Source organism: Rhizobium sp. BK619, assembly GCF_014195245.1.
GTDB classification, from domain to species: domain Bacteria; phylum Pseudomonadota; class Alphaproteobacteria; order Rhizobiales; family Rhizobiaceae; genus Rhizobium; species Rhizobium acidisoli.
Genome location: NZ_JACIBH010000004.1, coordinates 153,105 through 178,748, shown reverse-complemented (window position 1 = coordinate 178,748; position 25,644 = coordinate 153,105). Strand labels below are relative to the sequence as shown.

26 protein-coding genes, 1 tRNA gene and 1 pseudogene are annotated in these 25,644 nt (G+C 61.3%); 17 read left to right on the top strand and 11 right to left on the bottom strand.

Annotated features, from left to right (window positions below):
* Positions 1-2: 2 nt before the first annotated feature.
* From folD to hflX, 7 genes are all read left to right on the top strand, one after another.
* Positions 3-899: a bifunctional methylenetetrahydrofolate dehydrogenase/methenyltetrahydrofolate cyclohydrolase FolD gene (folD, locus tag FHX14_RS08930; protein ID WP_184377024.1), complete on the top strand. Its 897-nt coding sequence runs from the start codon at positions 3-5 to the stop codon at positions 897-899.
* A gap of 20 nt (positions 900-919) precedes the next feature.
* Positions 920-1,816 carry a formyltetrahydrofolate deformylase gene (gene purU / locus FHX14_RS08925; protein WP_184376903.1) on the top strand — a complete coding sequence of 299 codons (897 nt, stop codon included), beginning with the start codon at positions 920-922 and terminating at the stop codon, positions 1,814-1,816.
* Between the two features lie 280 nt (positions 1,817-2,096).
* Positions 2,097-4,367, top strand: a complete 2,271-nt coding sequence (locus tag FHX14_RS08920) for a PAS domain-containing sensor histidine kinase (protein ID WP_003586618.1) — start codon at positions 2,097-2,099, stop codon at positions 4,365-4,367.
* Complete coding sequence (locus FHX14_RS08915) at positions 4,357-5,721, top strand: sigma-54 dependent transcriptional regulator (RefSeq protein WP_003586617.1); 1,365 nt, start codon at positions 4,357-4,359, stop codon at positions 5,719-5,721. Before FHX14_RS08920 ends, FHX14_RS08915 begins: the two co-directional genes overlap by 11 nt.
* A 118-nt stretch (positions 5,722-5,839) precedes the next feature.
* Complete coding sequence (locus FHX14_RS08910) at positions 5,840-6,703, top strand: D-amino-acid transaminase (RefSeq protein ID WP_012557578.1); 864 nt, start codon at positions 5,840-5,842, stop codon at positions 6,701-6,703.
* A gap of 106 nt (positions 6,704-6,809) precedes the next feature.
* Positions 6,810-7,052 carry an RNA chaperone Hfq gene (gene hfq, locus FHX14_RS08905; protein WP_003539403.1) on the top strand — a complete coding sequence of 81 codons (243 nt, stop codon included), beginning with the start codon at positions 6,810-6,812 and terminating at the stop codon, positions 7,050-7,052.
* 77 nt (positions 7,053-7,129) lie between these two features.
* Complete coding sequence (hflX, locus tag FHX14_RS08900) at positions 7,130-8,455, top strand: GTPase HflX (protein ID WP_184376902.1); 1,326 nt, start codon at positions 7,130-7,132, stop codon at positions 8,453-8,455.
* A 181-nt stretch (positions 8,456-8,636) separates the two neighbouring features.
* Here hflX and mazG read toward each other — a convergent pair whose 3' ends face one another.
* Positions 8,637-9,482: a nucleoside triphosphate pyrophosphohydrolase gene (mazG, locus tag FHX14_RS08895; protein ID WP_184376901.1), complete on the bottom strand. Its 846-nt coding sequence runs from the start codon at positions 9,480-9,482 to the stop codon at positions 8,637-8,639.
* A 21-nt stretch (positions 9,483-9,503) separates the two neighbouring features.
* Positions 9,504-10,091 (bottom strand): nucleoside deaminase, encoded by a 588-nt coding sequence (locus FHX14_RS08890; protein ID WP_184376900.1) that lies wholly within the window; start codon positions 10,089-10,091, stop codon positions 9,504-9,506.
* Positions 10,092-10,358: 267 nt separating this feature from the next.
* On the opposite strand from FHX14_RS08890, the gene cysG reads away from it, so the two are divergent.
* Genes cysG through FHX14_RS08865 form a run of 5 tightly spaced genes read left to right on the top strand, consistent with a single transcriptional unit; the run spans position 10,359 to position 15,564 of the window.
* On the top strand, positions 10,359-11,795 hold the full coding sequence (cysG, locus tag FHX14_RS08885; RefSeq protein WP_184376899.1) for a siroheme synthase CysG: 1,437 nt from the start codon (positions 10,359-10,361) through the stop codon (positions 11,793-11,795).
* Between the two features lie 2 nt (positions 11,796-11,797).
* Entirely contained in the window at positions 11,798-12,112 is a 315-nt protein-coding gene (locus tag FHX14_RS08880) for a DUF2849 domain-containing protein (RefSeq protein WP_184376898.1), read from the top strand.
* 8 nt (positions 12,113-12,120) lie between these two features.
* A complete protein-coding gene (locus tag FHX14_RS08875) occupies positions 12,121-13,791 on the top strand; it encodes a nitrite/sulfite reductase (RefSeq protein ID WP_184376897.1) in 1,671 nt (556 codons plus the stop codon).
* A 9-nt stretch (positions 13,792-13,800) separates the two neighbouring features.
* Entirely contained in the window at positions 13,801-14,313 is a 513-nt protein-coding gene (locus tag FHX14_RS08870) for a DUF934 domain-containing protein (protein WP_179610914.1), read from the top strand.
* A gap of 39 nt (positions 14,314-14,352) precedes the next feature.
* Positions 14,353-15,564: a UbiH/UbiF family hydroxylase gene (locus FHX14_RS08865; protein ID WP_184376896.1), complete on the top strand. Its 1,212-nt coding sequence runs from the start codon at positions 14,353-14,355 to the stop codon at positions 15,562-15,564.
* On the opposite strand, the gene FHX14_RS08860 is transcribed toward FHX14_RS08865, so the two are convergent.
* The 4 genes and pseudogenes from FHX14_RS08860 to FHX14_RS08845 form a co-directional block, all read right to left on the bottom strand.
* Complete coding sequence (locus FHX14_RS08860; protein WP_184376895.1) at positions 15,532-16,494, bottom strand: AEC family transporter; 963 nt, start codon at positions 16,492-16,494, stop codon at positions 15,532-15,534. The genes FHX14_RS08865 and FHX14_RS08860 overlap by 33 nt on opposite strands.
* A 176-nt stretch (positions 16,495-16,670) precedes the next feature.
* A complete protein-coding gene (locus tag FHX14_RS08855; protein WP_184376894.1) occupies positions 16,671-17,579 on the bottom strand; it encodes an MBL fold metallo-hydrolase in 909 nt (302 codons plus the stop codon).
* A 193-nt stretch (positions 17,580-17,772) separates the two neighbouring features.
* Positions 17,773-18,522 (bottom strand): cytochrome c biogenesis CcdA family protein, encoded by a 750-nt coding sequence (locus tag FHX14_RS08850; RefSeq protein WP_184376893.1) that lies wholly within the window; start codon positions 18,520-18,522, stop codon positions 17,773-17,775.
* A 160-nt stretch (positions 18,523-18,682) separates the two neighbouring features.
* Positions 18,683-19,561 (bottom strand): annotated as a pseudogene (locus tag FHX14_RS08845) (AraC family transcriptional regulator); the annotation flags it as partial.
* A 302-nt stretch (positions 19,562-19,863) separates the two neighbouring features.
* Between FHX14_RS08845 and FHX14_RS08840 the strand changes: the two are divergent.
* Positions 19,864-19,939: transfer RNA gene (locus FHX14_RS08840), tRNA-Lys, on the top strand.
* 356 nt (positions 19,940-20,295) lie between these two features.
* On the top strand, positions 20,296-20,496 hold the full coding sequence (locus FHX14_RS08835) for a hypothetical protein (RefSeq protein ID WP_246713368.1): 201 nt from the start codon (positions 20,296-20,298) through the stop codon (positions 20,494-20,496).
* A gap of 105 nt (positions 20,497-20,601) precedes the next feature.
* Here the strand turns inward: FHX14_RS08835 and FHX14_RS08830 are convergent, their stop codons facing one another.
* The 3 genes from FHX14_RS08830 to FHX14_RS08820 form a co-directional block, all read right to left on the bottom strand.
* On the bottom strand, positions 20,602-21,024 hold the full coding sequence (locus FHX14_RS08830; RefSeq protein ID WP_184376892.1) for a hypothetical protein: 423 nt from the start codon (positions 21,022-21,024) through the stop codon (positions 20,602-20,604).
* Positions 21,025-21,183: 159 nt separating this feature from the next.
* The gene (locus FHX14_RS08825; protein WP_184376891.1) at positions 21,184-22,233 is read right to left on the bottom strand and encodes a bifunctional DNA primase/polymerase; all 1,050 of its coding nucleotides are present in this window, start codon (positions 22,231-22,233) and stop codon (positions 21,184-21,186) included.
* A gap of 172 nt (positions 22,234-22,405) precedes the next feature.
* Complete coding sequence (locus FHX14_RS08820; protein WP_184376890.1) at positions 22,406-22,627, bottom strand: AlpA family phage regulatory protein; 222 nt, start codon at positions 22,625-22,627, stop codon at positions 22,406-22,408.
* Positions 22,628-23,129: 502 nt separating this feature from the next.
* On the opposite strand from FHX14_RS08820, the gene FHX14_RS08815 reads away from it, so the two are divergent.
* Entirely contained in the window at positions 23,130-23,333 is a 204-nt protein-coding gene (locus FHX14_RS08815) for a CsbD family protein (protein WP_184376889.1), read from the top strand.
* Positions 23,334-23,437: 104 nt separating this feature from the next.
* On the opposite strand, the gene FHX14_RS33010 is transcribed toward FHX14_RS08815, so the two are convergent.
* Positions 23,438-23,665, bottom strand: coding sequence for a hypothetical protein (locus tag FHX14_RS33010; RefSeq protein WP_246713367.1), 228 nt, complete (start codon positions 23,663-23,665; stop codon positions 23,438-23,440).
* Between the two features lie 77 nt (positions 23,666-23,742).
* Between FHX14_RS33010 and FHX14_RS08810 the strand changes: the two genes are divergently transcribed.
* Positions 23,743-23,913 (top strand): hypothetical protein, encoded by a 171-nt coding sequence (locus FHX14_RS08810; RefSeq protein WP_184376888.1) that lies wholly within the window; start codon positions 23,743-23,745, stop codon positions 23,911-23,913.
* Positions 23,914-24,218: 305 nt separating this feature from the next.
* On the opposite strand, the gene FHX14_RS08805 is transcribed toward FHX14_RS08810, so the two are convergent.
* Complete coding sequence (locus FHX14_RS08805) at positions 24,219-24,677, bottom strand: DUF3237 domain-containing protein (RefSeq protein ID WP_184377023.1); 459 nt, start codon at positions 24,675-24,677, stop codon at positions 24,219-24,221.
* A 107-nt stretch (positions 24,678-24,784) separates the two neighbouring features.
* Between FHX14_RS08805 and FHX14_RS08800 the strand changes: the two genes are divergently transcribed.
* Positions 24,785-25,642, top strand: coding sequence for a LysR family transcriptional regulator (locus tag FHX14_RS08800; RefSeq protein WP_184376887.1), 858 nt, complete (start codon positions 24,785-24,787; stop codon positions 25,640-25,642).
* Positions 25,643-25,644 lie beyond the last annotated feature (2 nt).

Sequence of the window (25,644 nt, the reverse complement as noted above, 5' to 3'; positions counted from 1 at the left end):
CCATGGGAATGGATAGATTCACACGCGCGGCGAACATCGACGGCAAAGAATACGCCGCAGAACTCCTCCAGCGCATCAAGGCCGATGTCGAAACCCTGAAGGCAACGACAGGCGCCGTTCCCGGTCTGGCCGTCGTTCTGGTGGGCGACGATCCGGCAAGCGCAATTTACGTGGCTTCAAAGCAGCGTCAGACGGTCGCTGCAGGTATGAACTCCTTTGAGTATCGGCTCGCGGCGGAAACCTCGCAGGACGAATTGCTAGAACTCGTGCATCGCCTCAATGAAGATCCGGAAGTATCTGGAATTCTTGTACAGTTGCCGCTGCCGGCGCACCTCGACCCACATGCCGTGATCCAGGCCATCAATCCCGACAAGGATGTCGACGGCTTCCATATATCGAATGCCGGCCGCCTTGCGACGGGCAAGCCGGCCCTGGTTCCTTGCACTCCTCTGGGCTGCATGATGCTTATCAAGGCGACGCTCGGCGAAAGCCTCTCCGGCCTTCATGCCGTGATCGTCGGCAAGTCCAATATCGTTGGAAAGCCAATGGCGCAGATGCTGATGAACGCACACTGTACCATCACGGTCGTGCATTCGCAGACAAAGAACGCGGCGGAGCTTTGCCGGGCGGCCGACATTCTTGTCGTCGCGGCCGGTAGAGCGGGTCTCGTTCGCGGCGATTGGATCAAGCCTGGCGCCGTCGTGATCGACGTCGGCATCAACCGGATCCAGGACGGCGAAAAATCCCGGATCGTCGGCGATGTGGCATATGGCGAAGCCGGCCATGCGCGCGCCATCACGCCCGTGCCCGGCGGCGTCGGTCCGATGACGATCGCATGCCTGCTGTCCAACACGCTCACGGCATTCCGCCGTCACCACGCCATGGTCGCCGCGGCCTGAGAAGAACAAGGATAGTAGATATGACCACCACGGTTCCTCGCTACGCTCTTCGTGTGGCATGCCCGTCAATCCGCGGCGTGACGGCCGCTATTGCCACCTATCTGTCGCAGAGCGGCTGCAATATCTCCGACAGTGCGCAATTCGATGACGCGGACACCGGAAGATATTTCATGCGGATCAGCTTCCAGCCGCAGGACGGACATACGCTGGAGCAGCTTCGTGACGGCTTCGAGCCGATCGCTGCCAAGTTCGAGGCGAACGCGGAATTCTTCGACGAGACCGAGAAGAAGAAGGTGATCCTCATGGTCAGCCGCTTCGGACACTGCCTGAACGATCTTCTCTACCGCTGGCGGATCGGGGCGCTTCCGATCGACATCGTCGGCGTGATCTCCAACCACATGGATTACCAGCGGATCGTCGTGAACCACGACATCCCGTTCCACTGCATCAAGGTCACTGGGGAAAATAAGCCGGAGGCCGAGGCGAAACAGATGCAGATCGTCGAGGGCTCGGGAGCCGAACTCGTCGTTCTGGCCCGCTATATGCAGGTGCTGTCCGACGAAATGTGCCGGAAGATGTCCGGCAGGATCATCAATATTCACCACTCCTTCCTGCCGAGCTTCAAGGGCGCCAATCCTTACAAGCAGGCGTTCGAACGGGGCGTGAAGCTCATCGGCGCGACGTCGCACTACGTGACGGCAGACCTCGACGAAGGCCCGATCATCGAGCAGGATATCGTCCGCGTTACGCATGCGCAGAGCGGCGAGGACTATGTGAGCCTCGGCCGCGACGTCGAAAGCCAGGTACTCGCCCGAGCCATCCACGCCCACATCCATGGCCGAGTGTTCATCAACGGCAACAAGACAGTCGTATTCCCCGCTTCACCGGGCTCCCACGCATCGGAGCGCATGGGCTGACCGCGGCATAGCCTATGCTCAAATCAGCGGGAGCGGGATCACCCATCGAACTCCCCGCGTCGGCTGTGGGCAACTCTCCTTACTGAGGGACCACGTTCATCCGCGGCTTGACAATGTGAGGGCGTGCGTTGCATTTTCGCCACAATGCGTTGCTTAAAGGTCACGCAGGGTTTTGGACATTCGCTCCCGATCGAGTCGTTCCAGCGCTGGCTTTCTCGCCGGCGTTCTTTGGGTTCGATCGGATGGCGCGGGCGGCGGGTGCCGTCTGAAGAGAGGCCGAATGACGCAGGATGGGGTATCGCCGGCGGCGGCGGGCGAGGCGGTGACCACGGTGACCGATCGCCGCGCCCTTTTCGCCGTGCCCGGCCTGGTGCTCGCCGGTGGAGCGCTTCTCTGCGCCACGGCGACACTGTTTGTGCTGCTCGGCCTCACGCCGATCGCGCCGACGTCGCATGTCGTCATCACCTCGGTCATCGTCAATTCCTTCTTCGTCCTGACGCTGCTGGCGCTGATCGCCCGTGAGGTGGCAAGGCTGCTCAAGGCGCGCACCCGTGGCCGGGCCGCCGCACGCCTGCATATCCGCATCGTCGTGCTCTTCTCGATCGTCGCGATCACGCCGGCGATCCTCGTCGCCATCTTTGCCAGCATCACGCTGAATGCCGGCCTCGACCGCTGGTTTGCGCTGCGCACCCAGTCGATCGTCAGCTCGTCGCGCAACATCGGCCAGGCCTATATGATGGAAAACGCCAGCTATCTGCAGGGGCAGACGGTTTCCATGGCCAACGACCTGGAGCGCAACCGCGCGCTCTACAGCCTGGACAGGACGGGCTTTGCCGACCTGATGACGCGCCAGGCGAGGGGGCGCGGCCTGCTCGGCTCCTTCCTCGTCGAGCGCGACGGCTCGGTGATCGTCCAGGCCGACATCACCACCGAAAAGCCGTTGCCGGCCATTCCGCAGGACGCGCTGGAGAAGGCTGCTGCCGGCCAGCCGACGCTCATTCCGCCAGGCGTCACCAACCTCGTCGGCGCCATCATCAAGCTCGATGCCATCCAGGGCACCTTCCTCTATACGGTGCGCGCCGTCGATCCCAAGGTCATGGGCGCCATGCGCATGATGGAAGAGAACGCCACCGAATATCGCTCGATGGAAGCCAACCGCTTCTCGCTGCAGATCGCTTTCGCCGTGCTCTATATCGGCTTCGCGCTGATCGTGCTGCTCGCGGCGATCTGGACCGCGATCGCGGTGGCCGACCGCATCGTCCGGCCGATCCGGCTCCTGATCACTGCGGCCGACAGCGTCGCGTCGGGCAATATGGATATCGTCGTGCCGGTGCACGCCGTCGACGGCGACGTTGCCAATCTGTCGCGCACCTTCAACAAGATGATCTCGGAAATCCGCACCCAGCGCGACGAGATCCTCGAAGCCAAGGATGAGGTCGACGACCGCCGCCGCTTCATCGAAGCGGTGCTGTCGGGCGTCACCGCCGCCGTCATCGGCGTCGAGCAGGACCGCCGCATTGCCATCGTCAACAGTTCGGCCGAGACGCTGATGTCGCTGTCGGCCGATGAGATGCTCGGCAAGCAGCTGGCCGAGATCGCGCCTGAGGTCGATCACGTGCTGACCGAAGCGGCGTCGCGGCATCGCGGCGATTTCCGCAAGCAGATCGCGCTCGTGCGCGGCGGCACCGTGCGGACGCTGAGCGTGCAGGTCACCCGCGAGGAAGTGCGCGATATGAGCGAATCCTATGTGATCACGCTCGACGACATCACTGACCTCGTCATCGCCCAGCGCTCGACCGCCTGGGGTGACGTCGCACGGCGCATCGCCCATGAGATCAAGAATCCGCTGACGCCGATCCAGCTTTCCGCCGAGCGCATCCAGCGCCGCTACGGCAAGCAGATCGATCCGGGCGACCGGACCGTCTTCGACCAGTGCACGGATACGATCATCCGCCAGGTCGGCGATATCGGCCGCATGGTCGACGAATTCTCCGCCTTCGCCCGCATGCCGAAGCCGACCAAGGAGCCGAGCGACCTGCGCGAGATCCTGCGCGACGCGATCTTCCTGCGCGAGATGGGCAACAACCACGTCACCTTCGGGCAGGATTTCGGCGACCAGCCGCTGGAGGGCCTGTTCGACAGCCGCATGCTCGGCCAGGCTTTCGGAAATCTGATCAAGAATGCCGTAGAAGCGATCGAGGCCGTTCCGAGCGACGAACGGGACGAGCGCAAGATTCTCGTTCGCGCCGCCCTCGATACTGCCCGCGACCGCTTCACCGTCGATGTCATCGACAATGGCCGCGGCCTGCCGGTGGAGAACCGCCACAGCATTCTGGAACCTTATATGACGATGCGCGAGAAGGGCACCGGCCTCGGTCTCGCCATCGTCAAGAAGATCATCGAAGAACATGGCGGGCAGCTTGAGCTGCACGATGCGCCCGCCGATTTTGACCGGGGAAGAGGGGCCATGATCCGCGTGCATCTGCCACGCCGGGATTCGACGCCCACCTCTCCCGCAGCCAATGACAAGGAAAGCGTTTATGGCCTCTGATATTCTCGTCGTCGACGACGAGCACGATATTCGCGAGATCGTTTCCGGCATTCTCTCCGACGAGGGGCACGAAACGCGCACGGCCCATGACAGCGACAGTGCGCTGGCCGCGATCTCCGATCGTGTGCCGCGGCTGATATTCCTCGATATCTGGATGCAGGGCAGCAAGCTCGATGGTCTGTCGCTGCTCGACGAGATCAAGACCCGCCACCCGGATCTGCCCGTCGTGATGATCTCGGGCCATGGCAATATCGAAACCGCCGTCTCGGCGATCAAGCGCGGCGCCTTCGATTTTATCGAAAAGCCTTTCAAGGCCGACCGGCTGATCCTGATCGCCGAACGGGCGCTGGAGAATTCCAAGCTGAAGCGCGAGGTCTCCGAGCTGAAACGGCGCACCGGCGACGCCCTGGAGCTGATCGGCACCTCGGTCGCCGTGTCGCAGTTGCGCCAGACGATCGAGAAGGTTTCGCCGACCAACAGCCGCATCATGATCCTCGGCGCATCCGGCTCCGGCAAGGAGCTGGTGGCGCGGATGATCCACAAGAAGTCGACCCGCGCCAATGGTCCCTTCGTGGCGATCAACGCTGCCAACATCACGCCCGATCGCATGGAGGTGGCGCTGTTCGGCACCGAGGGCACGCCCGGCCAGGCGCGCAAGATCGGCGCGCTCGAGGAAGCCCATCGCGGCATCCTCTATCTCGACGAAGTCGGCGAGATGCCGCGCGAGACGCAGAACAAGATCCTGCGCGTGCTGGTCGATCAGCAGTTCGAGCGCGTCGGCGGCTCCAAGCGCGTCAAGGTCGATGTCCGCATCATCTCCTCCACTGCCTATAATCTCGAAAGCCGCATCACCGAGGGATGGTTCCGCGAGGATCTCTATCATCGCCTCGCCGTCGTGCCGGTGCGCGTGCCGGCGCTGGCCGAACGGCGCGAGGATATTCCCTTCCTCGTCGACCAGCTGATGCGACAGATTTCCGAGCAGGCCGGCATTCGTCCGCGCCGCATCGGCGACGACGCCATGGCGGTGCTGCAGGCCCATGACTGGCCGGGCAATATCCGCCAGCTGCGCAACAATATCGAGCGGCTGATGATCCTTGCCCGCACCGACGGGCCGGATGCACCGATCACCGCGGACATGCTGCCGACCGATCTCGGCGACATGCTGCCGAAGGTCTCCGCCAAGAACGACTATCACATCATGACGCTGCCGCTGCGCGAAGCCCGCGAGATGTTCGAGAAGGATTATCTGATCGCCCAGATCAACCGCTTCGGCGGCAATATCTCGCGCACCGCCGAATTCGTCGGCATGGAGCGTTCGGCGCTGCACCGCAAGCTGAAGTCGCTCGGCGTCTAGAGCATGATGCCGAAAACTGTCAGCGGTTTTCGGGCAACATCATGCTCCACTTTTTGATCTGCCAGGCGCCATTGCAGTGCCGCATTCCGTTATCGCTTTCCGCAAGACCAGGTTTCCTATGCCGAGAATTGCCTATGTGAATGGCCGCTACGTCAAGCATTCCGACGCCAGCGTGCATATCGAGGATCGCGGTTACCAGTTCGCCGACGGCGTTTATGAGGTCTGCGAGGTGCGTCACGGCTATATCGTCGATCTCACCCGCCATCTGAACCGTCTGGACCGGTCGCTCGGTGAGCTGCGCATCGCCTGGCCGATGGGCCGGGCCGCACTGACGCAGGTCATTCGCGAGACACTGCGCCGCAACCATGTCCGCAACGGGCTTTTCTATATGCAGGTGACACGCGGCGTCGCCCGGCGCGATCATGTCTTCCCGGCCGAGGGCACGCCGCCGTCGCTTGTCATCACCGCCAAGAGCACCGATCCCAAAATCATTGCCGCCAAGAACGCCAACGGCATCAAGGCGATCACCGTTGCCGACAATCGCTGGGACCGCGTCGACATCAAATCCGTCGGCCTGCTGCCGAATGCCATGGCCCGCCAGCAGGCCAAGGAGGCCGGCGCCCAGGAGGCGATCTATGTCGACGGCGACGGCATGGTGAAGGAAGGGGCGGCGACCAATGTCTGGATCGTCGATCGCGAGGGAATGCTGGTGACGCGGCCGGCCGAACACGGCATCCTGCGCGGCATTACCCGCACCACCTTGATGGATGTCGCAGCCAAGCTCGGACTGCAGATCACCGAGCGGAATTTCTCGGTTTCGGAGATGCTCGCGGCCCGCGAGGTCTTTATCACCGCAGCCACAAGTATTTGTTTTCCGGTCGTTTCCGTCGATGGCCAGACGATCGCCAACGGTCATCCGGGCAGCGTTTCGCAGAAAGTCCGCGAGGCCTTTTTCGACGTTGCGGAAAAGATTGCGATTTGATACCAAGATTTGCTGGACGGGTGAAATGAGGCACCGGTCTTGCGGGTGAGGTTGATTGATATTCTACCGGCCGGATCAGGTCGGCAATAAAGAAAGAAGCGGCGCGATGGCGGAACGTTCTCAGAATCTCCAGGATTTATTTCTCAATACTGTTCGCAAACAAAAGATTTCCCTGACAATCTTTTTGATCAACGGCGTGAAGCTCACGGGCGTTGTTACGTCTTTCGACAATTTCTGTGTTCTTCTTCGCCGTGACGGCCATTCACAGCTCGTGTATAAGCATGCGATCTCGACGATCATGCCGGGCCAGCCGATGCAGATGTTCGAGAGCGAAGAAGCAGCGTCCTAACAGGATCAGCCGTCATTTCGACACGCGATACCAAGAACGATTCGATCATCCCTGAGGCCGCCAAGCATAGGGACGACATGCGCGCGACCGTCGTCGTGCCGGTCCTGAAATCGCGCAGCCGCGGCGGCCAGAGCGAATCGGCCTCGACCCGCACACCGGAAAGCCGGCTCGAAGAAGCGACAGGGCTTGCCCAGGCGATCGACCTCGATGTCGTCACTGGCTCGATCGTGCCGGTCAATGATCCGCGACCGGCGACATTGCTCGGCACCGGCAAGATCGAGGAGATCAAGGCGCTGCTCAACGAGCGCGATTCCGGTCTCGTCATCGTCGATCATCCGCTGACGCCGGTGCAGCAGCGCAATCTCGAAAAGGAATGGAACGCCAAGGTCATCGACCGGACGGGCCTCATCCTCGAAATCTTCGGACGCCGTGCCTCCACCAAGGAAGGCACGCTGCAGGTCGATCTCGCCCACCTGAATTACCAGAAGGGTAGGCTGGTTCGAAGCTGGACCCACCTTGAACGCCAGCGCGGCGGCGGCGGCTTCATGGGCGGCCCCGGCGAAACCCAGATCGAAGCCGACCGGCGGATGCTGCAGGATCGCATCATCAAGCTCGAACGCGAGCTGGAGCAGGTCGTGCGCACCCGCCAGCTCCACCGCGCCAAGCGCCGCAAGGTGCCGCACCCGATCGTGGCGCTCGTCGGCTATACCAATGCCGGCAAATCGACTCTGTTCAACCGCATCACCGGCGCCGGTGTGCTGGCCGAAGACATGCTCTTTGCCACGCTCGACCCGACGCTGCGTCGCATGAAGCTGCCGCACGGCCGCACCGTCATCCTGTCCGACACCGTGGGCTTCATCTCCGACCTGCCGACCCATCTGGTCGCCGCCTTCCGCGCGACGCTGGAAGAGGTGCTGGAAGCCGATCTCATCCTGCATGTACGTGATATGTCCGATCCCGACAACCAGGCCCAAAGCTCCGACGTCATGCGCATCCTCGGCGATCTCGGCATTGACGAGGCCGAAGCGGCGAAGCGGCTGATCGAGGTCTGGAACAAGATCGACCGGCTGGAGCCCGAGGTGCACGACACCATGGTGCAGAAAGCGGCCGGCGCCAGCAATGTCGTTGCCGTCTCTGCCGTCAGCGGCGAGGGGGTCGACACGCTGATGGACGAGATCAGCCGCAGGCTTTCCGGCGTCATGACCGAAACGACCGTCCGCCTTCCCGTCGACAAGCTGGCGCTGCTGCCCTGGCTCTACGACCACGCAATCGTCGACGGCCGCGAGGACAATGAAGACGGCTCGATCACGCTGGAGCTGCGCCTCTCCGAAACCGAAGCCACCGAACTCGAACGCCGCATCGGCAACGGGCCGAAGGCAGCGAAAGAGGATTGGGAGCGGTAAGGTTGGCGAGGCCAGCCCCTCATCCGGCTGCCGCCACCTTCTCCCCGTAAACGGGGCGAAGGGGAATAGCCGCAACCTCATCATTCTCCGCAGACCTCTCGTAGGGCACGTCCTCTCTTCCCGTTTACGGGGAGAGGGTTAGGGTGAGGGGCAGCCATCCGCCCGAACCGACAGGCACAAATCACTCAGCTCCAGCCGTCACAGCCCGCTCAATCGCCTTTGCCGCCTGCCAGATTTCCTCCATCCGCTCCAGACTGGCCGCCTCCAGCGTCTCGCCTTCTTTATCAAGAACATGCTCGATGTGACTGAAACGACGCCGAAACTTCGTATTCGTTCCGCGCAGCGCCTGTTCCGGATCGGTCTTCACATGCCGGCCGATATTGACGACCGCAAAGATCAGATCTCCCAACTCGTCGCTCACCTTCCCCCGGTCGCCTTCGCGTAATGCCACCCGCAATTCGTCGATCTCCTCCTCGATCTTGTCGAGGATCGGCTCGGGAGCCGACCAGTCGAAGCCGACCTTGGCGGCGCGTTCCTGCAGCTTGAGCGCTTCCGTCAGGGCCGGGAAGCTGCGCTGCACGGAGCCGAGGAACCCGCCCTTGAAATCTTCGGTAATGCCGCGCCTTGCCCGGCGCTCGGCGCGCTCGCGTTTTTCCGCTTGCTTGATCTCGTCCCATTGGATCTTCACCGCGTCGGGCGTGTCGGCCTCCGAGCGGGCAAAGACGTGCGGGTGGCGGCGGATCATCTTGGTGGTGATGGCGTTGACCACGTCGCCGAAGGAGAATTCGCCGGCCTCCTCGGCCATGCGGGCGTGGAAGACCACCTGCAGCAGCAGGTCGCCGAGCTCGTCGCAGAGATCATCCATATCGCCGCGTTCGATCGCGTCGGAGACCTCATAGGCTTCCTCGATCGTATAGGGCTTGATCGTCTCGAAGCTCTGCTCGATGTCCCAGGGGCAGCCGGTCTCTGGATGGCGCAGCGCCGCCATGATCTCGATCAGCCGGGAAATGTCTTTGGAAGGTTCCATTGTGCCTCAGTTGAGCGGGCTTCAGTTAAGGGGAATATCGTTGGCGCTCTTCGACGACTGGTAGGTGGAAGACAGCGCGTCGTAGCGGGCCTTGATGCGGGCGGTCTGCGCCGTCAGCGCGGTCTTCAGCTGAGCCTCTTCGGTCTCGACGAGATCGGCGACGGCAAAACTGCTCCAGAAGGCGTTTTGCCTGCGATAGCCGCCGGGTTCAAGCCCGAAGACCTCCTTGAGGATCTTCAGGTCGTGCGGAATGGCGAAGGCGTCGCGGGAATCCTCATGGCTGAAGAAATAGTAGAAATTGTCGAAGCCCGCCCAGGTGATCGCCGACATGCACATGGTGCAGGGTTCGTGCGTCGAAAGGAAGATCAGATCCTTGGTCGCCGGCTTCTCGCCAAGTTCGTAGAAGCGCTTCAGCGTATGCACCTCGCCGTGCCAGAGCGGATTGTCGAGCTCGTTATTGGTCTCGGCGACGACGAGCGACAGATCGGATTTGCGCAGGATCGCTGCGCCGAACACCTTATTACCCAAGGAAACGCCGCGCTCGGTCAGCGGCAGGATATCGTCCTCGATGACCGAAAGCAGGCGGGCGGCGATGGTCTTGTCAGGCATTGGCGTCTCCGGTTTTCCCTCAGTCTATCGTCTTGGCGGCGCGAGCGAAATGCGCCAAACGCCGGTGGACGCCGTTTGTCACAGGCTTTATACTGCGCTGCAACAAAGAGAGTGGGATCAGGTGGTTTTCGTCAGCACGGTTGACTTTTCTCAAATCGCCGACGACGCGAGCAAAAGAATACGCGCTTGCTGGGGCTTTCGAATTTCTGTTCCTTCAATCCCTTGTCGATCACGGGCATATTCTGGCAACTTCGAAGTGGATTGATGATGTCTCCCAAGACTGAGCAGCTTTCGGTATTTCCAGCCTTCTTTCGCGTGGAAGGCCAGAAGACGGCTGTCTTCGGCAATGGCGACGAGGCTTTCGCCAAGGTGCGGCTGCTGCTCAACACGCGGGCGCGGATCGTCGCTTATGCCCACAGGCCGGAAGCCGATTATCACGCCTTCCTCATCGCCAACCGGATCGAGACTGTGCGCGCCGGCTTTTCCGCCGAACAGGTTGAGGGGGCCGCCCTCGTCTTTGCCGCCACCGGCGATGAAACCGATGATCGCGAGATCGTCGATGCCGCCCGTGCCGCTAGAATTCCGGCCAATGCCGTCGATCAGCCCGACTACTGCGATTTCTTCACCCCGGCGCTGGTCAATCGCGCCCCCGTCGCCGTGGCGATCGGCACCGAAGGGGCAGGACCGGTTCTGGCGCAGATGATCCGGGCGCAGATCGATCAGCTTCTTTCCCCCTCGCTCGGGCGGCTTGCCGGCCTGGCGACCAGCTACCGCAAATCAGTCGAGCAGCTGGTGCCCCGTGGCGTTTCCCGCCGCGTCTTCTGGCGCCGCTTCTTCTCCGGCGCCGTTGCCGATGCGGTCGCCAACGGCAACCTGCCGCAGGCCCGCCATGCCGCCGACCGGCTGCTGGGCTCGATGGACAAGGTCGCCGGCCATATCTGGCTGGTTGGCGCCGGCCCAGGCGCCGAGGATCTGCTGACGCTGCGCGCCCAGCGCGTGATGATGGAAGCCGATGTCATCGTCTATGACGCGCTCGTGCCGCAGGCGATTGTCGATATGGGCCGCCGCGATGCCGAGCGTCTTTCCGTCGGCAAGCGCAAGGGCTGCCATTCGAAATCGCAGGAAGAGATCAACGACCTCCTGGTCGATCTTGGCCGCCAGGGCAAACGTGTCGTCCGCCTGAAATCAGGCGATCCGCTGGTCTATGGCCGGGCGGGGGAAGAGATGGCGGCATTGCGCGCCGCCGGCATCACCTATGAGGTCGTGCCCGGCATCACCTCGGCCTTCGCCGCCGCTGCCGATTTCGAGCTGCCGCTGACGCTGCGCGGCGTTGCCTCCTCACTGGTTTTCACCACCGGCCATGATCTCACCGGCGACGTACTGCCCGATTGGGCAAGCCTTGCCGTCTCCGGCGCGACAATCGCCGTCTATATGGGGCGCACGGTTGCCGCCTCGGTCGCCGAGCGGCTGATGCAGGCCGGCATTCCCGCCGAGACCACAGTCGCCGTCATCGAAAATGCCAGCCGCGCGGAGCGCCGCCTGCTGCACGGCACGCTTGCCGATCTGCCCGATCTGCAGCATCGCGACGAGTTGACCGGGCCGGTCATGGTCATTATCGGCGATGCGGTCGCCGGCGCCAATTTCGAACTGTCCGAGCCGCTGGTGCGTGCGAACGCCCGGCTCGAGGAACTTGCAAGGAGCTGAATATGGTAGACAAGGTTCTGACGGCCAACCGGCTGACGGACGGCATTGCTGTCTGGCTGGATGCGAACGGGAAGTGGTCCACTTCGCTGCAGGAAGCGCTTGTCGCCCGCCATAACGAAGCCGTCGAAGCGCTGGAGGCGATCGGCAAGAAATCCTATGCCGACAACGAGGTGGTTGACGTTGCCGTCGTCGAAGTCCAGGACACCAACGGCATTCTCTGGCCGCTTCGCCTGCGCGAGCGCATCCGCGCGCAAGGGCCGACCATGGAATATGCACCGGGCTACGCTCCGGCCGATCCCGAATTCATTGCAGTCTGAGGAAGACGATGTACCGTTACGACGAATTTGACCATGCCTTTGTCAGCGAGCGCGTCGAGCAGTTCCGCGACCAGGTCCAGCGCCGCCTTGCCGGCGAGCTTGCCGAGGATGCGTTCAAGCCGCTGCGCCTGATGAACGGCGTCTACCTGCAGCTTCATGCCTATATGCTGCGCATCGCCATTCCCTACGGCACGCTGAGCGCGCGCCAGATGCGCATGCTCGCCCATATCGCCCGCACCTATGACCGCGGTTATGGTCATTTCACCACGCGCCAGAACCTGCAGTTCAACTGGCCGAAGCTCTCGGAAATCCCCGATGCGCTCGCCGATCTCGCAAGCGTCGAGATGCATGCCCTGCAGACCTCGGGCAACTGCATCAGAAACGTCACCGCCGATCACTTTGCCGGTGCCGCCGCGGACGAGATCGCCGATCCGCGTCCCTATGCCGAAATCCTCCGTCAGTGGTCGTCGGTCCATCCGGAATTCTCCTTCCTGCCGCGCAAGTTCAAGATCGCCGTCACCGGCGCCGAGCGCGACCGCGCTGCGATCCAGGTCCATGATATCGGCCTGCACCTGAAGAAGAACGACAAGGGCGAGATCGGTTTTGCCGTCTATGTCGGCGGTGGCCAGGGCCGTACGCCGATGATCGCCAAGCTGATCCGCGACTTCCTGCCCGAGGAGGATCTGCTCTCCTACACCACGGCCATCGTGCGCGTGTACAATCTGCACGGCCGCCGCGACAACAAGTACAAGGCCCGCATCAAGATCCTCGTGCATGAAACCGGCACCGAGGAACTGGCGCGCCAGGTGGAGGCCGAATTCGCCTCGCTCAGGGATAGTGAACTCAAGCTGCCGGAACAGGACGTCGAGGCGATCGCCGCCTATTTCGCGCCGCCGGCTCTGCCGCAGCGCGCAGAAGGATGGGAAAACCTCGCCCGCTGGAAGAAGGCCGATCCGGCTTTCGCCCGCTGGGTCCAGCAGAATGTGCAGCCGCACAAGAACCCCGATTACGGCATGGTGACGATCTCGCTGAAGCCGATCGGCGGTATTCCGGGTGACGCCACCGACGCGCAGATGGATGCGATCGCCGATCTCGCCGAAGAATATGCCTTCGACGAAATCCGCGTCAGCCATGAGCAGAACCTGATCCTGCCACATGTGGCGCTGGCCGATCTCGAAGCCGTCTATCGCGGTCTCGTCGCTATCGATCTGGCGGAAGCCAATGCCGGCCTGATCACCGATATTATTGCCTGTCCCGGGCTCGACTATTGCGCGCTCGCCAATGCGCGCTCCATCCCGCTGGCGCAGGAAATCTCCCGTCGCTTCGGCAGCGCCGAACGCCAGGCCGAGATCGGCGAGCTGAAGATCAAGATCTCCGGCTGCATCAATGCCTGCGGCCACCACCATGTCGGCCATATCGGCCTGCTCGGTGTGGAGAAGAAGGGCGCCGAACTCTATCAGATCACGCTCGGCGGCTCCGGCGACGAACATACCTCGATCGGCGAAATCATCGGCCGCGGCTTCGAGCCGGACCGGGTGACGGACGCGATCGAGACGATCGTCGACACCTATCTCGGCCTCCGCCTCGATCCGTCGGAGATCTTCCTTGCTGCCTATCGCCGCGTCGGGCCGCAGCCTTTCAAGACTGCGCTCTATGGCGCTGCCGCGGAAGCGGCATAAGGAGCGATGATGACGAAGATTTGGAGAGAAACCGGTTTTGTCGACAACGATCCCTGGGTGATCGAGACCGACGAGGTGAAGGCTTCAGGCGAGCAGAAGCCGCTGCTCAGCCTCGACGAGCTGATCGCCAAGGCCGACGAAAGCAATGATGTCGGTCTCGGCGTGCTGATCAAGCCGGCCGACGACGTGCGCCGGCTGGAGCCTTATCTCTATCGCCTCGAAATCGTTGCCGTCGCCTTTCCGGCCTTCAATGACGGGCGGGCTTTCAGCCATGCCTCGCTGCTGCGCCAGCGCTTGGGTTACACCAACGAACTGCGCGCCGTCGGCGACGTGCTGATCGATCAGGTGCCGCTGATGCAGCGCGTCGGCATCGACAGTTTTGCCGTCAGCAATGCCACGGCGCTGAAGCGGCTTGCCGAAAATCGTCTTCCCGCCATTCCCCATCATTATCAGCCGGCGGTGCGTGACGCCGAAGCCGGCAAGGGCTATAGTTGGCGCCGTCAGGCGAAGCCGGCCGCATAAGCGGACCGCTCCGTCTTTTCAGGATGACGGAACGGTAGCATGAAGACATTCGAAGTGGCGGTGATCGGTGGCGGTCTCGCAGGCATGATCGCCGCAATCGCGCTTGCCCGCGGCGGCCGCAGCGTGGCGCTGGTTGCGCCCGTTGCCGCAAGGGAAGACCGGCGCACCACGGCGCTGATGGATCAGTCGATCCGCTTCCTCGACCGGCTGGCGCTCTGGGAAAAACTGCGCCCGGCAGCCACACCTCTCTCCAGCATGCGCATCGTCGACGGCACCGACCGGCTGTTGCGCGCGCCGACGACCACCTTTCGCGCGGCCGAAGTGGGCCTTGACGCCTTCGGCTATAATTTCCCCAACAAGGCGCTGATTGAGGTCCTCGAAACAGCGGTCGCCGGTGAGGGCAATATCACCCGCTTCACCGATATGGCCGAATCGATCGCGATATCAGCCGAATCCGTGTCGATCACCCTTACCGGCGGCGAGACGCTGACAGCCGATTTTGCTGTCGGCGCCGATGGCCGTGGCTCGAAGCTGCGCGAGACGGCTGGTATCGGCGTCCGCAACTGGTCCTATCCGCAATCGGCCATGGTGCTGAATTTCGCTCATTCGCTGCCGCACCAGAATATATCGACGGAATTCCACACCAAACACGGACCTTTCACCCAGGTGCCGCTGCCGCAAGGCCGCTCCAGCCTCGTCTGGGTGCAGGAGCCCACTGAGGCCGCAAGCCGTATGGAATTGCCTCTGGCCGAACTCGGGCTTCTCGTCGAGGCACGCATGCAGTCCATGCTCGGCAAGGTCGATGTGGAGGAGGGCGTCCAGGTCTGGCCGCTGTCCGGCATGATGGCGCATCGTTTCGGCAAGGGGCGCATCGCGCTGATCGGCGAGGCTGCCCATGTCTTCCCGCCGATCGGGGCGCAGGGGCTGAACCTCAGCCTGCGCGATATCATGGCGCTGACCGAGATCCTCTGCGACCGGGCCGAATTGCCGGTGCCGGCCGATGCCGGCGAAAGCTTCGACCGCAAGCGCCGCGCCGATATCATGACGCGCACGGCAAGCGTCGATCTTCTCAACCGCTCGCTGCTTTCGGATTTCCTGCCGGTGCAGATGCTGCGGGCTGCCGGCCTGCATATCCTGTCGGCCATTCCGCCGCTGCGCAACATCGTCATGCGCGAGGGCATCGAGCCCGGCCGCGGCTTCCGCGATATTCCGGATTCCTTAAGGGAAAAGCTGAAGCGGAAGAAAGCCTGAGCGGATCGCGATCAGCCAGAGCGAAACGCTGACCACCGAAAGCACCGTGGTGATCAGGATCGTCGCCGAGGCGCGCTCCTGCCACACGCCATATTGCTGGCCGATGACGAAGACGTTGGTCGCCGTCGGCAGCGAGGCAAGCAGCACGGCGGCCTGGATCCACACCGGCTCGAAACCGCCGACGGCAGTCAGCGCCAGGAAAACCGCGATCGGATGCAGGATCAACTTCGCCGGCACGATATAGCCGATCTCTGCCGGAATCCGCTTCAGCGGCCGGAGCGCCAGCGTCACGCCCATGGCAAAGAGGGCGCAGGGAGCAGCCGCCTGGGCGAGGTAGTCGACGAGGCGCTGGAACGCCAGCGGCTGATCAATGTGCAGGGCGGCGACGGCAAAGCCTGATGCCGTCGACAGGATGAAGGGATGCAGCGCCACCTTCCGGGCGATGTCGGCGGCAAGCCGGCCGGCCGAACGTTTGTCGTCGCCGGCCGCCGCCATCAGCGCCGGCGCGACGATGAAATGCAGCGCGTTCTCGAAGCAGATGATCAGCGCCACCGGCACGGCCGCACCGTCGCCGAGCGCGAGAAGCGCCAGGCCCGGCCCCATATAGCCGATATTGCCATAGGCGCCGGCAAAGGACTGGATCGTGCAATCGGCGAGCGAATTGCCGCGCACGAGGCGGCCGATGACGAAAAGCAGGATGAAGACCGCATAGGTCGCGGCGATATCGGTGACGATGAAATCGACGCGCGTCAGTTCTTCGATCGGCGTGCGCGAGACGAGCTTGAAGAACAGAGCGGGCAGGGCGGCATAGATGATGAAGGTGTTCAGCCATCCCAGCGCCTCGGCCGGCTGCTTCGTCGCCCTGGCGGCGGCGTAACCGATCAGGATCAGGCCGAAGAACGGCAATAGCAGGCTGACGATATCGGCCAAGAGGTCTTCCAGTGCACGGGGATTACAGGCGGGTAAGAATCCGATTTAAAGCAATTCCAGCCAAAGTGCACAGCGGATTTGCTGGAGTTGGGTGAAAACAAAGAGATAGAGCGTTTTCGTCGTTCGAAGAAAGACGGAAACGCTCTAATTCTATCGAGGCCTAACCCAACCAGCGGTCAGTAGTCCCAGAAGGCCGGTACCCATCGAAAGGCGTCGCCGTCGACCGCCACCCGGCCGACGGACGGGAACGGCAGGTGAGTGGCCACCAGTTGCTCGCCGGTCTCCGCCAGTTCCCGTAAAAGACGGACCCGAACGCGAGCCGCCTCCTCCGGGTAGTGTTCGAAGCCGTTATACCAGTCGGGGTGTTCAAACCCGACCGCAAACACGGCGTCGCCGGCAAACATCAGCCGGTCCCCACCGGACGCGATGCGGATGACGCTGTGCCCGGGGGTGTGGCCGCCGGTGCGATGGACGACCACGCCCGGCGCCACCTCGTACTCCTCGTCGAACAGCCACAGATGGCCGCTGTATTCTTTCGCGAACCGCTTGGCAGCCGCCCGAAGCGCGTCCGGGAAGCCCGGCGGCATGGAAACGTGGGAGAAATCGGGCGCCTCCCAGAACTTGACTTCGGCGGCGGCCACATGGATCCGCAGGTCCGGACGCAGCTGCTCCTTAACCCCGTCGATGAGCAGCCCGCCAATATGGTCCATGTGCATGTGGGTCAGCACCACGTCGGTCACGGCCGCTAGATCGATGCCGGCGGCCTCCAGTCGCTTGATCAACTGCCCGGCTCGCGGCAGGTGCAAGTCCGGATCGACCCCCAGCCCGGCGTCGAGGAGTATGGTCTGGCCGCCGCTGCGCACCACGACGACGTTGAGCGCCCAATCCAATGCGTCCAGCGGCAGGTACATGTCTTTCAGCCAGGCCGCCCGGGCGGCCGGATCGGCGTTGTGGCCCAGCATCGCGGTTGGGAGCGGTAGCACTCCATCACTGACCACCAGCACCTCAATCTCGCCGATATTAAGCGCGTAGCGCGACGGAACCAACTCGTCGAGCCGAGGGCTCATCTTTGTCTCAAGGTTCATGTTCGTCTCCTTCTGACCGCCGCCTTAAACACGGCACCGACGACGCTACACGGAGGCGTGTTTGCGATCGATTGGGTCGAGGGATAAGGGCGAGTGGGGCCAAGGACAGGGCGAGCTATACCACCGCATAGGTCTTGCCATGCAGGTTGCCGGGGCGTCGAACAACCGGATCGATCGACCGGCCGTGCTTGATCTAGCCGATCTGCATCAGGATCGGGAAGGTCTGCTGAAACCAGATCGCCACATTGCTGACCCATCCGAACAGGAAGGCGAGGCCGGTCAGCACGAGGAAGACACCCATCACCTTTTCCACAGTGCCGAGATGGCGGCGGAAACGCGACAGGAAGCGCATGAAGGCGCCAGAAAAGCCGGCGGCGATCCAGAAGGGGATGGCAAGGCCGAGCGAATAGACGGCGAGCAGCCCGGCGCCGGAGCCGACCGTCTCGCGCGAGGCGGCAACGCCAAGGATCGCGCCGAGCACCGGCCCGATGCAGGGCGTCCAGCCGAAGGCGAAGGCAAGGCCCATGACATAGGCCCCCGTCAGCGTCGCCGGCTTGCCGCCGCCTTGGAAGCGCGCCTCGCGGGCAAGGATCCCTAACCGGAAGAGGCCGAGGAAATTCAGCCCCATGACGATGATGATCAGCCCGCCGAGCTTCGACAACAGGTCGAGATGCTGGCGAAGCGCCATGCCGATGCTGGAGGCGCCGGCGCCGAGCGCCACGAAGACAGTGGCAAAGCCGAGTGTGAAGAGCAAAGCGGAGAACAATACGCCGCGGCGGACGTCGGGGGCGATGGCAACCGCGCCGCCGCCGCGGAACTGCTCGACTGAAATACCGGCCATATAGCAGAGATAGGGTGGGACGAGGGGAAGCACGCAGGGCGACAGAAAGGAAAGCGCCCCGGCAATCAACGCGCTCCACAGGGAAATATCGGCAATCGACACGCATTCTCTCCGGCTGCAATCTGCATGATGTTCCTAGCTTTGCAGGCCGTGGATTGCCAATCACCTTTTTGCGTTTGGCGAGCCCTGAACCATGAATGGGAGAATGGCGGCCTGTCGGGATCTTCCGATCAGAGGCGACGGACCGCCGCCAGAGAGCGCATTTCAGCGGCAGAAACAATTCCGCAACCGCCTCATGCTCCGGCACCTCCGGAAAGAAGCTCAGCCGCTGGCAATAGATCGGGAAATCGCGTGTTTCTTCGCCGCTTAGCGGAAGCCAGTCGCGATAGAGATAGAGCGCAGCGGGCTCCAGATTATCGGTGTTGCCGACGACGCGCAGCACGGCGCAGCGTCCGCCGGGGATCTCGCCGGCCTTGATCTCGTCGCCGTTCACCGCAATCGGCTGATCGGTCCCGACACAAAGGTCCACGCTGTAATCTGCAGGCGAGGCGGGACGCCGCTCGGAACGCCAGACGTTGAAGGTCGGATTTGTCCTGGGGTGCAGGCCTGCGGCCGTGCGCCAGGCGATGAACCGCTGGATGGTGGCGCCGAGCGTCGCCGGGTCGCCCCGATGCTCGATGATCGCCACCGGCGTCGGCGGCACATATCGAATCGTCACGTCGTCAGTGGTAAAACTCTTCTGCATGAACTTGCTCCTAGCTTTGTCGAGAGGCCCGAAGGCCGCAAGCCACGGCTCCCAGTCGGGAGACTTCCGGAACGATGAAGGCGATTGCCCGAACCGTTGCCGAAAGGCGCGGGCGAAGGCATCCGGTGCGTCGTAACCGGCATCCATCGCTATCTCGGTAACGCTTTGCGCATCCCTGTAGGCCAGCCGGTGCGAAGCGCGCTTCATCCGGGCAAGCTGGATATAGCGATGCACGGACAGACCGAAGGTCGCCGTGAACTGCCGGTGGAAATGGAACTTTGAGAAGGCGGCAACGCCGCTCACCGTTTCCAGATCCAGATCGTCGCCTAGGTGCCGGTCTATGTAGTCAAGCACCCGCTGCATCCGGGCATGGTAGTTTTGCAGCGCCGCCTTCATCCGTCTGTCCTCCGTGGCAGCATCAACTAAGCGCAGGCCGGCCTGACGCGCTCGACCGATCTTGCGGTCTTCTCACGGGTCGCAGAACATCGCCAAGGATTCGATGACAAGCTCACCGCCGATTTTCTCGTCATGTGCCTTGCGCTCGCAAGCTATGTGCCCTGCGCGCGCAAAGCATATGCCTTTGCGTCCGCAAGAAATGTGCCGACTGCCGGAAAAAGCTGAATTTTTCGGTTGACCGCAATGGGTCGCCTGCCTATGTTCCGCCCACTTCCAGCCGGGGTGCTTCACCCGCGGAGAGGGAGAGCGTAGCTCAGCCGGTAGAGCAACTGACTTTTAATCAGTAGGTCTCGGGTTCGAACCCCGACGCTCTCACCATGATTTCAACGGCTTGCGGCCTTGATGTTGGTTGAAAACGAGCAGAACAACCTCACACATTTCTCGCACCATTTTGCGGGTTTCGCTGACATTCCTGAAGTGTCTGGTGACAGAATCCGCTATCGGCGATCTAATCGCTTCATATCGCAGTGCGCTGCCTACGATGAACCGACAATCTCTAACACGCTAAGGATTTCGAGCTGAACGGGAAAGCCGCTGCGGTCACCTGAAAAGGAGGACTTATGCAGATGCCAGGAGTTGGGTGACGATGCAAAATGCAGAAAAGGTAACGATTGCGCTCACAGCTGATATGTTGCGGAGTGTCCGAGATACCGTCGAGGCGGGAGTTTGCGACCATGAGCGAAGCGATGTGTGATGCGGTACGGGTGTGGCAGCGCCGTCGGTTTGAGAACGCCGAACGCCTAAACACGATGCGTACCCGCATCCGGCGTTCTCTGGACGACACTCGCCCGAGCTTGGCGGCGGAAGAGGCCGAAGCGGAGATGGACCGCTTCATGAAAAGTCAGGAAAAAGCCTCCCGCAATGCGGCACACTAAGGGCGTCTACCGGCCCCAGGCACTTGGCGACCTTTGCCAAATCTACCTCGACATTGTCGATATCGGTCAGAGCAACGTCTCAAGCGCATCATGCTGCCGGCCGGGTCATCCCTGAGATTTTCTACCGGCCGCGATCAATGCCTCAGTAATCTCACTGGTGTTTTTGCTCGACTCAAAGATGTCGTCTATTTTTCGTCGTTGCTCAGCCTGAGCTTCAAGGGTGAGCGCCTCCGGTGTCTGCCTCACATGTACCGTGAATCCAGCCTTCCGCAGCTTATCAAGCTCCATTGTTGCCAGCCTCTTCGAATTGAACTCACGGTGAATAAAGCCGTCCGCCCCTTCGATGCGATCGAACCGCCAATAGGTATCAGCGCCACCGCGGCCGTTCGGCAATTCCCGGCTATAAAAGTGATACTCGATCGGAACGCCAAGCTGGCCGTCGCTGCGAGGCTGCTTTTCTTCATTCCTCCATTTGTCACGGAGGCGCTGCTCAAGCTCGCGGTCTTCGTCGCTGATGTCTTCGGTCATATCTTCAACCTCTCGCGCGCGCGATTTTTTTTCCCAAGCACCCTTTTTCATTCTGAAAGGGTGAAAACTCTTCCTGAAACACCAAACCCACTGGTTCACCCCTATGCATGAAGGAGGAGGAGAGAGACAGAGGAGAGGGTGTTCTGTTTCTTATTGGGGTCAATTTTTAACCCCTTTGCCAAACTGAAATTCAGGTGGATCATTCGGTCCCTTACCGCCTTCGTGGATGCATTCTATCAATTCCAGCCGGATCAAAACGTCGCGAGCATCCTTCAATGTATTCACTGCCCACCCGATGCTGCTGGCGTATGCCTTGGTCAGATAGAACGTCCGTCCCCAATGGTTTCGCATCAGCAAAGAAAGAAGCGCAAAAGCTCGGGGCTCAGGTGCCGCCAAGTTGTCAACGATGGAGTGGTGCATGACGACGCGTGCCCCATGCCCGAACCAGTTCTTCCCCTCGACCTCGTATCCCCAAGCAGATGCCACCACCTTCAGGACCTCTTCTGTGGGTAGCGGCTGGCAATAGGCCTCGCCATTATGACGCATCGCCTTCTCCAGCAATTCTTCGATCTTGTGACAACCGCGTACCGCCTTCATGCAGAAGAGCCACAGCGTCTGGTTACGATTTCCTTCACCCTGCTTCCCAAACGTTGGGGCCGCGCTTTCGCGACGTTCGGAAGTTCTTCGGCTATCCTCCTGGAGTCGGGAGGTTTCGGGCTCGCTCGCAATTTCAGGATGAATCATCACCGGGAGGCTATCGAGATCATCCATCTTTCCCTGAATGACCTGATAGCGCCCTTTGCTGCCCAAGGATGGCGGAGCAACGACATAGCCATCTCCGAGAATATCAATCGGCAGTCGAAGATCCGGTCGCACGCGCCGCCGTTCGCCGTTGTGGCGATACCACGCTTGATAATGACCGGAACCACTGCGGACTATGAAGGGCGTTTGCCCATGACGGCTTAAGCCATCGGCTAAAACCCGCTCGTCAGTCGTGTCGACGTCGAGGACAGTGATGTTGTTTCGGCGACATGCAAGTCCGATGGCATCATGAGCAGGAAACCTGAGGGCTAGCTGATCGCTGACCTTAGAACCTAACTTGAGGTAGCCTTTGACGGCTGGCCGCTTGTCTTTGCCGTCAATCACCACGGGAAAAGTGGCAATCCCATGGGCTGCATATCGTGGTTGCCATTCTGCGAATGCGGCCATTAGCTATGTGCTCTCCGATAGCTGCGATAGCGAGATGCCAGAGCACACGCTTTGGTGACCTCCAAAGCAATCAATCCGAACGGCTCTTTGGGCTGTAGAATAACGTCATGCGTCGGCTCGCGTTCTGAGAGCAATTGCGCTGCAGAGACGATGACAGAGGCGCGCGCTTCGATCATGCGCTCACCTGTTGATCGTGTTGCGAGATGTGCTGGTCGGTCGAAGCCCAAATCTCACTTAAGACGAAGGCCTTGCGGATACCGTCATCACTGAGTTTCACTGGTTTGGGGAATTCGTCGGACTTGATATCGTGCCACAGGGTTGCGCGGGAAAGGGAGGTGAGAGAGTAAACTTCGCTGGTACTGATGAGACGCTTAACAGATGTGGATGACTTCATTCTGCCAAATCCGTTTCTGTATGTTTTGTGATGCGCTGATTGTACCACATGGCTTATTTGCGTTCAAAGATAACAATAGTAATTTCACAGTTTTCACGCGCTTGGCGCGACGTTTGTTGCGCTTTCGTCCGCGGGAGTTTTTGAAATGTTCGCTTTCATTATTAGAAAAATCTTCTTCGTCTACCGATCGAAGCCATCACGCTTTTCAGGCTCGGATGTCGCCTGGTTGTAGAGCCAGTTGCGCTAGCCTTGAAGCCGCTGACGTTGTTCAAGGTCGCCCAAATGATGTGCGGCATGATGGCGATTCCAGGCGTGTCGGTGGCGATGGTACGGCGGATATCGTGGGTGCGCGGCCGGAGAAAAGGGGAACGATATGCATCAGCTCGGTTCCCATCATACCCAAGCGCAGAATCACCAGACGGCTTAAAAATCAGCTTTGTCTCAGGAACCAACTTCCACTGCGGTCCGTTTTCTTCTCATCAACAAGCAGGAGAAATCGCTCATGGATTGGAATCGTGTCGAAGGAAATTGGAAGCAGGCGAAGGGCAAGATCAAGGAGCAGTGGGGCAAACTCACTGACGACGATCTCGACCAGATCGCGGGCAAGCGGGATCAGCTGGAAGGCAAGATCCAGGAGCGGTATGGCATCGAAAAGGACCGTATTAGAAGCGATGTCGACGACTGGTATGGCCGCCAGACTTGGTAATTACCTGAACAAAAGCCCGGTGAAAGCCGGGTTTTTTGCTATTGAAGGTGCTGAGGCGCAGCCAGCCCCGTCAGGCTTTGGAGCGATCAAGGTCGGGCGGATGTTCATGAATATCCACCAACAACCAAGAGAAGGGCGCCGACGGCGATAACGGCAAGGGCTGGCCAGTTCTTTGATATCCCGAGGAACCTGAGGCCTTGGCGCCGTGGTTCCAACGTGCTGCCGCCTTGCGGCTTTTGATGCGGATCGCTCGGTCTTCGACCAAGCGCCGACGAAAACAGAAGAAGAAGTCCGCCGATTATGAGAGCGGCCCCGATCAGGATTGCCCACATGGTGGCCTCCGCTAGTAACAGGGAGATCGGGACCTGTTCGTTCCGTGAACGACCGCTGAGCAGTCCTGGAGATCGCAATGGACAAGACCCCAAAAACAGCAATTCGCGGAATGATGCTATACGTGACCGCTCTTCTCGTCCTGGGCATTCTGGTCGGCGCCGCCTACACAATTTATGGCCATCCCGCCGATCCGTCTGAGCGACCAGCGGCTGAGACGATTCCGCAAAAAGCCACGGCTCCGCAGTGAGGCGCATCACTCCAACTATTTGATTGATCGCCCTTCGAGAACAAAGGGTGACTCGGGAAGCACTTGCCACATCGGCGTCCTACCCAGTCAGGTCGTGTTGGAACGGCCGGGTTCCACGACAAGAAAACAGCAAGCGGCAAGCAACCCGGCTTTGGAAGGCAAGGCAGAAACTCCTGTCGCAAGTCGCTCCAACCATTAGGGATCCTACTTATAGGGAGAACAACCTGCGACACGAAATCAGCCTCTGCTGAGAGAAGCCGTTGCGGCATTATATCTACCCATCGCCGATGGCCTTGGGAGCGCATCTAGAGAATTTCATATACGTCATACTCAACGCCGCCCGGACACCGTCCGCCCTTTGCAACCGCGACGATTTGGTTGAGCCACGCGTGCTGCGGCGCGGCCGTCTCGAAATAGGGAGTTGTCCGCAGATAATATTCGGAGGTGTCGACCGCTTCGCCGCGCGCCAGACGCTCGTCAACTGCCGGGGTGGAGCGCCTGATGCCGCGATAGGTCATCAAGATCAGATCGCCGTCATCGGCGACGAGCAGGAGCCTGACATCCTGCTGAAACGTGCCGTCTGCGCGAGCAAGCAGCAGATCGGAGCCAATCAGCGGCGACACGTCGCCTTTCAGGCGCTCGCCCTCAAAATATCCTCCGGAAACGGAAAATATGCGGCGGCCTCCGGCCGGCGTCTGGCCGAGCTCCAGGGCCGGATGAAGTGTCATGAAAAGTTTGAATAAGGGCCGAGATTGCAGGGGCATATCAGATCGCCTATTGTTGACTTCAACCCTAGCTGCAAGCGCTCTGTCCCCAAAACGCGCTTTGCTTGTGAGCATCACAAGAAAAACTCATCAAAAGCGAAGAGATCATGCGGCCGCCGTTGGAGTCCCTGCGAATTCTGGAAGCGTGCGTTTCTGCCGGCAGCTTTGCCCGCGCGGCCGAGCGTTTATGCCTCACTCCTGCGGCAGTCAGCCTGCGTATCCGTACGTTGGAGACCGAACTTGGTCAGCCGCTGTTCCAGCGCGCCGGGCGCCGCGTTGTCCCGACGGCTGCTGCCGCTGTTCTGGCGAGCCGAATTCGGGCGGCATTGGATGGCATTGCCGGCGCGCTTGATGAGTTCCAGGCGGCCATGCCATCGCTTCGGCTGACGGCGCCTCCGACATTCGCCTCGCGCTGGCTCGCACCGCGGCTGTCCCGCTATCCCTCAGTAGGAACATCCCCGATCGAAGTCGACGTCTCCGCCGATATTCGCGATCCCAGCGCATTTGACGTTGCCATACGGACGGGGCGTGGCGGATGGGAAGGGCTTGACGAATATCGACTCGCTCCGGTTGAGGCAACACCGATGCTGGCGCTCTCACTGCTTGGAGAGAGAACCCTGAACGGGCCGGATGGACTGGCCGATTTCGAGCTTTTGCCGCATCCGGATTGGGATGCCTGGTTCAGGGGCGCTCAATGCGAGACGCCGCCCGCTCTGCGGTTTGCGATGGTCGATTATCCCACGCACGAATTGGACGCCAGTGCGGCGGTGGCAGGTGTCGGCGTCGCGCTGTTGTCGCCGTCCTTGTTTCGACCGCTTTTGGAGAAGGGCCTGCTGATCGCACCCTTCCCATATGTGCTGACCGGGCCGGCCTGGCATTTCGCATTGATGCGCGCCGACGACTCCCGTCCCGCTCCCAGGCAGCTCTGCGCATGGCTTTGCGCGCGGGCTCACGAACCAGCCTGATA

What these genes read in the sequence shown, in the direction of transcription:
- FHX14_RS08915 (WP_003586617.1), top strand. Translation starts at nt 4,357, where the DNA reads ATGGCCTCTGATATTCTCGTCGTCGACGACGAGCACGATATTCGCGAG.
- cysG (WP_184376899.1), top strand. Translation starts at nt 10,359, where the DNA reads ATGTCTCCCAAGACTGAGCAGCTTTCGGTATTTCCAGCCTTCTTTCGC.
- FHX14_RS08830 (WP_184376892.1), bottom strand. Translation starts at nt 21,024, where the DNA reads ATGACCGAAGACATCAGCGACGAAGACCGCGAGCTTGAGCAGCGCCTC.
- FHX14_RS08825 (WP_184376891.1), bottom strand. Translation starts at nt 22,233, where the DNA reads ATGGCCGCATTCGCAGAATGGCAACCACGATATGCAGCCCATGGGATT.
- FHX14_RS08875 (WP_184376897.1), top strand. Translation starts at nt 12,121, where the DNA reads ATGTACCGTTACGACGAATTTGACCATGCCTTTGTCAGCGAGCGCGTC.
- FHX14_RS08910 (WP_012557578.1), top strand. Translation starts at nt 5,840, where the DNA reads ATGCCGAGAATTGCCTATGTGAATGGCCGCTACGTCAAGCATTCCGAC.
- FHX14_RS08865 (WP_184376896.1), top strand. Translation starts at nt 14,353, where the DNA reads ATGAAGACATTCGAAGTGGCGGTGATCGGTGGCGGTCTCGCAGGCATG.
- FHX14_RS08880 (WP_184376898.1), top strand. Translation starts at nt 11,798, where the DNA reads ATGGTAGACAAGGTTCTGACGGCCAACCGGCTGACGGACGGCATTGCT.
- hflX (WP_184376902.1), top strand. Translation starts at nt 7,130, where the DNA reads ATGCGCGCGACCGTCGTCGTGCCGGTCCTGAAATCGCGCAGCCGCGGC.
- purU (WP_184376903.1), top strand. Translation starts at nt 920, where the DNA reads ATGACCACCACGGTTCCTCGCTACGCTCTTCGTGTGGCATGCCCGTCA.
- FHX14_RS08810 (WP_184376888.1), top strand. Translation starts at nt 23,743, where the DNA reads ATGGACAAGACCCCAAAAACAGCAATTCGCGGAATGATGCTATACGTG.
- FHX14_RS08890 (WP_184376900.1), bottom strand. Translation starts at nt 10,091, where the DNA reads ATGCCTGACAAGACCATCGCCGCCCGCCTGCTTTCGGTCATCGAGGAC.
- folD (WP_184377024.1), top strand. Translation starts at nt 3, where the DNA reads ATGGGAATGGATAGATTCACACGCGCGGCGAACATCGACGGCAAAGAA.
- FHX14_RS08820 (WP_184376890.1), bottom strand. Translation starts at nt 22,627, where the DNA reads ATGAAGTCATCCACATCTGTTAAGCGTCTCATCAGTACCAGCGAAGTT.
- FHX14_RS08805 (WP_184377023.1), bottom strand. Translation starts at nt 24,677, where the DNA reads ATGCCCCTGCAATCTCGGCCCTTATTCAAACTTTTCATGACACTTCAT.
- hfq (WP_003539403.1), top strand. Translation starts at nt 6,810, where the DNA reads ATGGCGGAACGTTCTCAGAATCTCCAGGATTTATTTCTCAATACTGTT.
- FHX14_RS08835 (WP_246713368.1), top strand. Translation starts at nt 20,296, where the DNA reads ATGAGCGAAGCGATGTGTGATGCGGTACGGGTGTGGCAGCGCCGTCGG.
- FHX14_RS08855 (WP_184376894.1), bottom strand. Translation starts at nt 17,579, where the DNA reads ATGAACCTTGAGACAAAGATGAGCCCTCGGCTCGACGAGTTGGTTCCG.
- FHX14_RS33010 (WP_246713367.1), bottom strand. Translation starts at nt 23,665, where the DNA reads ATGTGGGCAATCCTGATCGGGGCCGCTCTCATAATCGGCGGACTTCTT.
- FHX14_RS08920 (WP_003586618.1), top strand. Translation starts at nt 2,097, where the DNA reads ATGACGCAGGATGGGGTATCGCCGGCGGCGGCGGGCGAGGCGGTGACC.
- FHX14_RS08815 (WP_184376889.1), top strand. Translation starts at nt 23,130, where the DNA reads ATGGATTGGAATCGTGTCGAAGGAAATTGGAAGCAGGCGAAGGGCAAG.
- mazG (WP_184376901.1), bottom strand. Translation starts at nt 9,482, where the DNA reads ATGGAACCTTCCAAAGACATTTCCCGGCTGATCGAGATCATGGCGGCG.
- FHX14_RS08800 (WP_184376887.1), top strand. Translation starts at nt 24,785, where the DNA reads ATGCGGCCGCCGTTGGAGTCCCTGCGAATTCTGGAAGCGTGCGTTTCT.
- FHX14_RS08870 (WP_179610914.1), top strand. Translation starts at nt 13,801, where the DNA reads ATGACGAAGATTTGGAGAGAAACCGGTTTTGTCGACAACGATCCCTGG.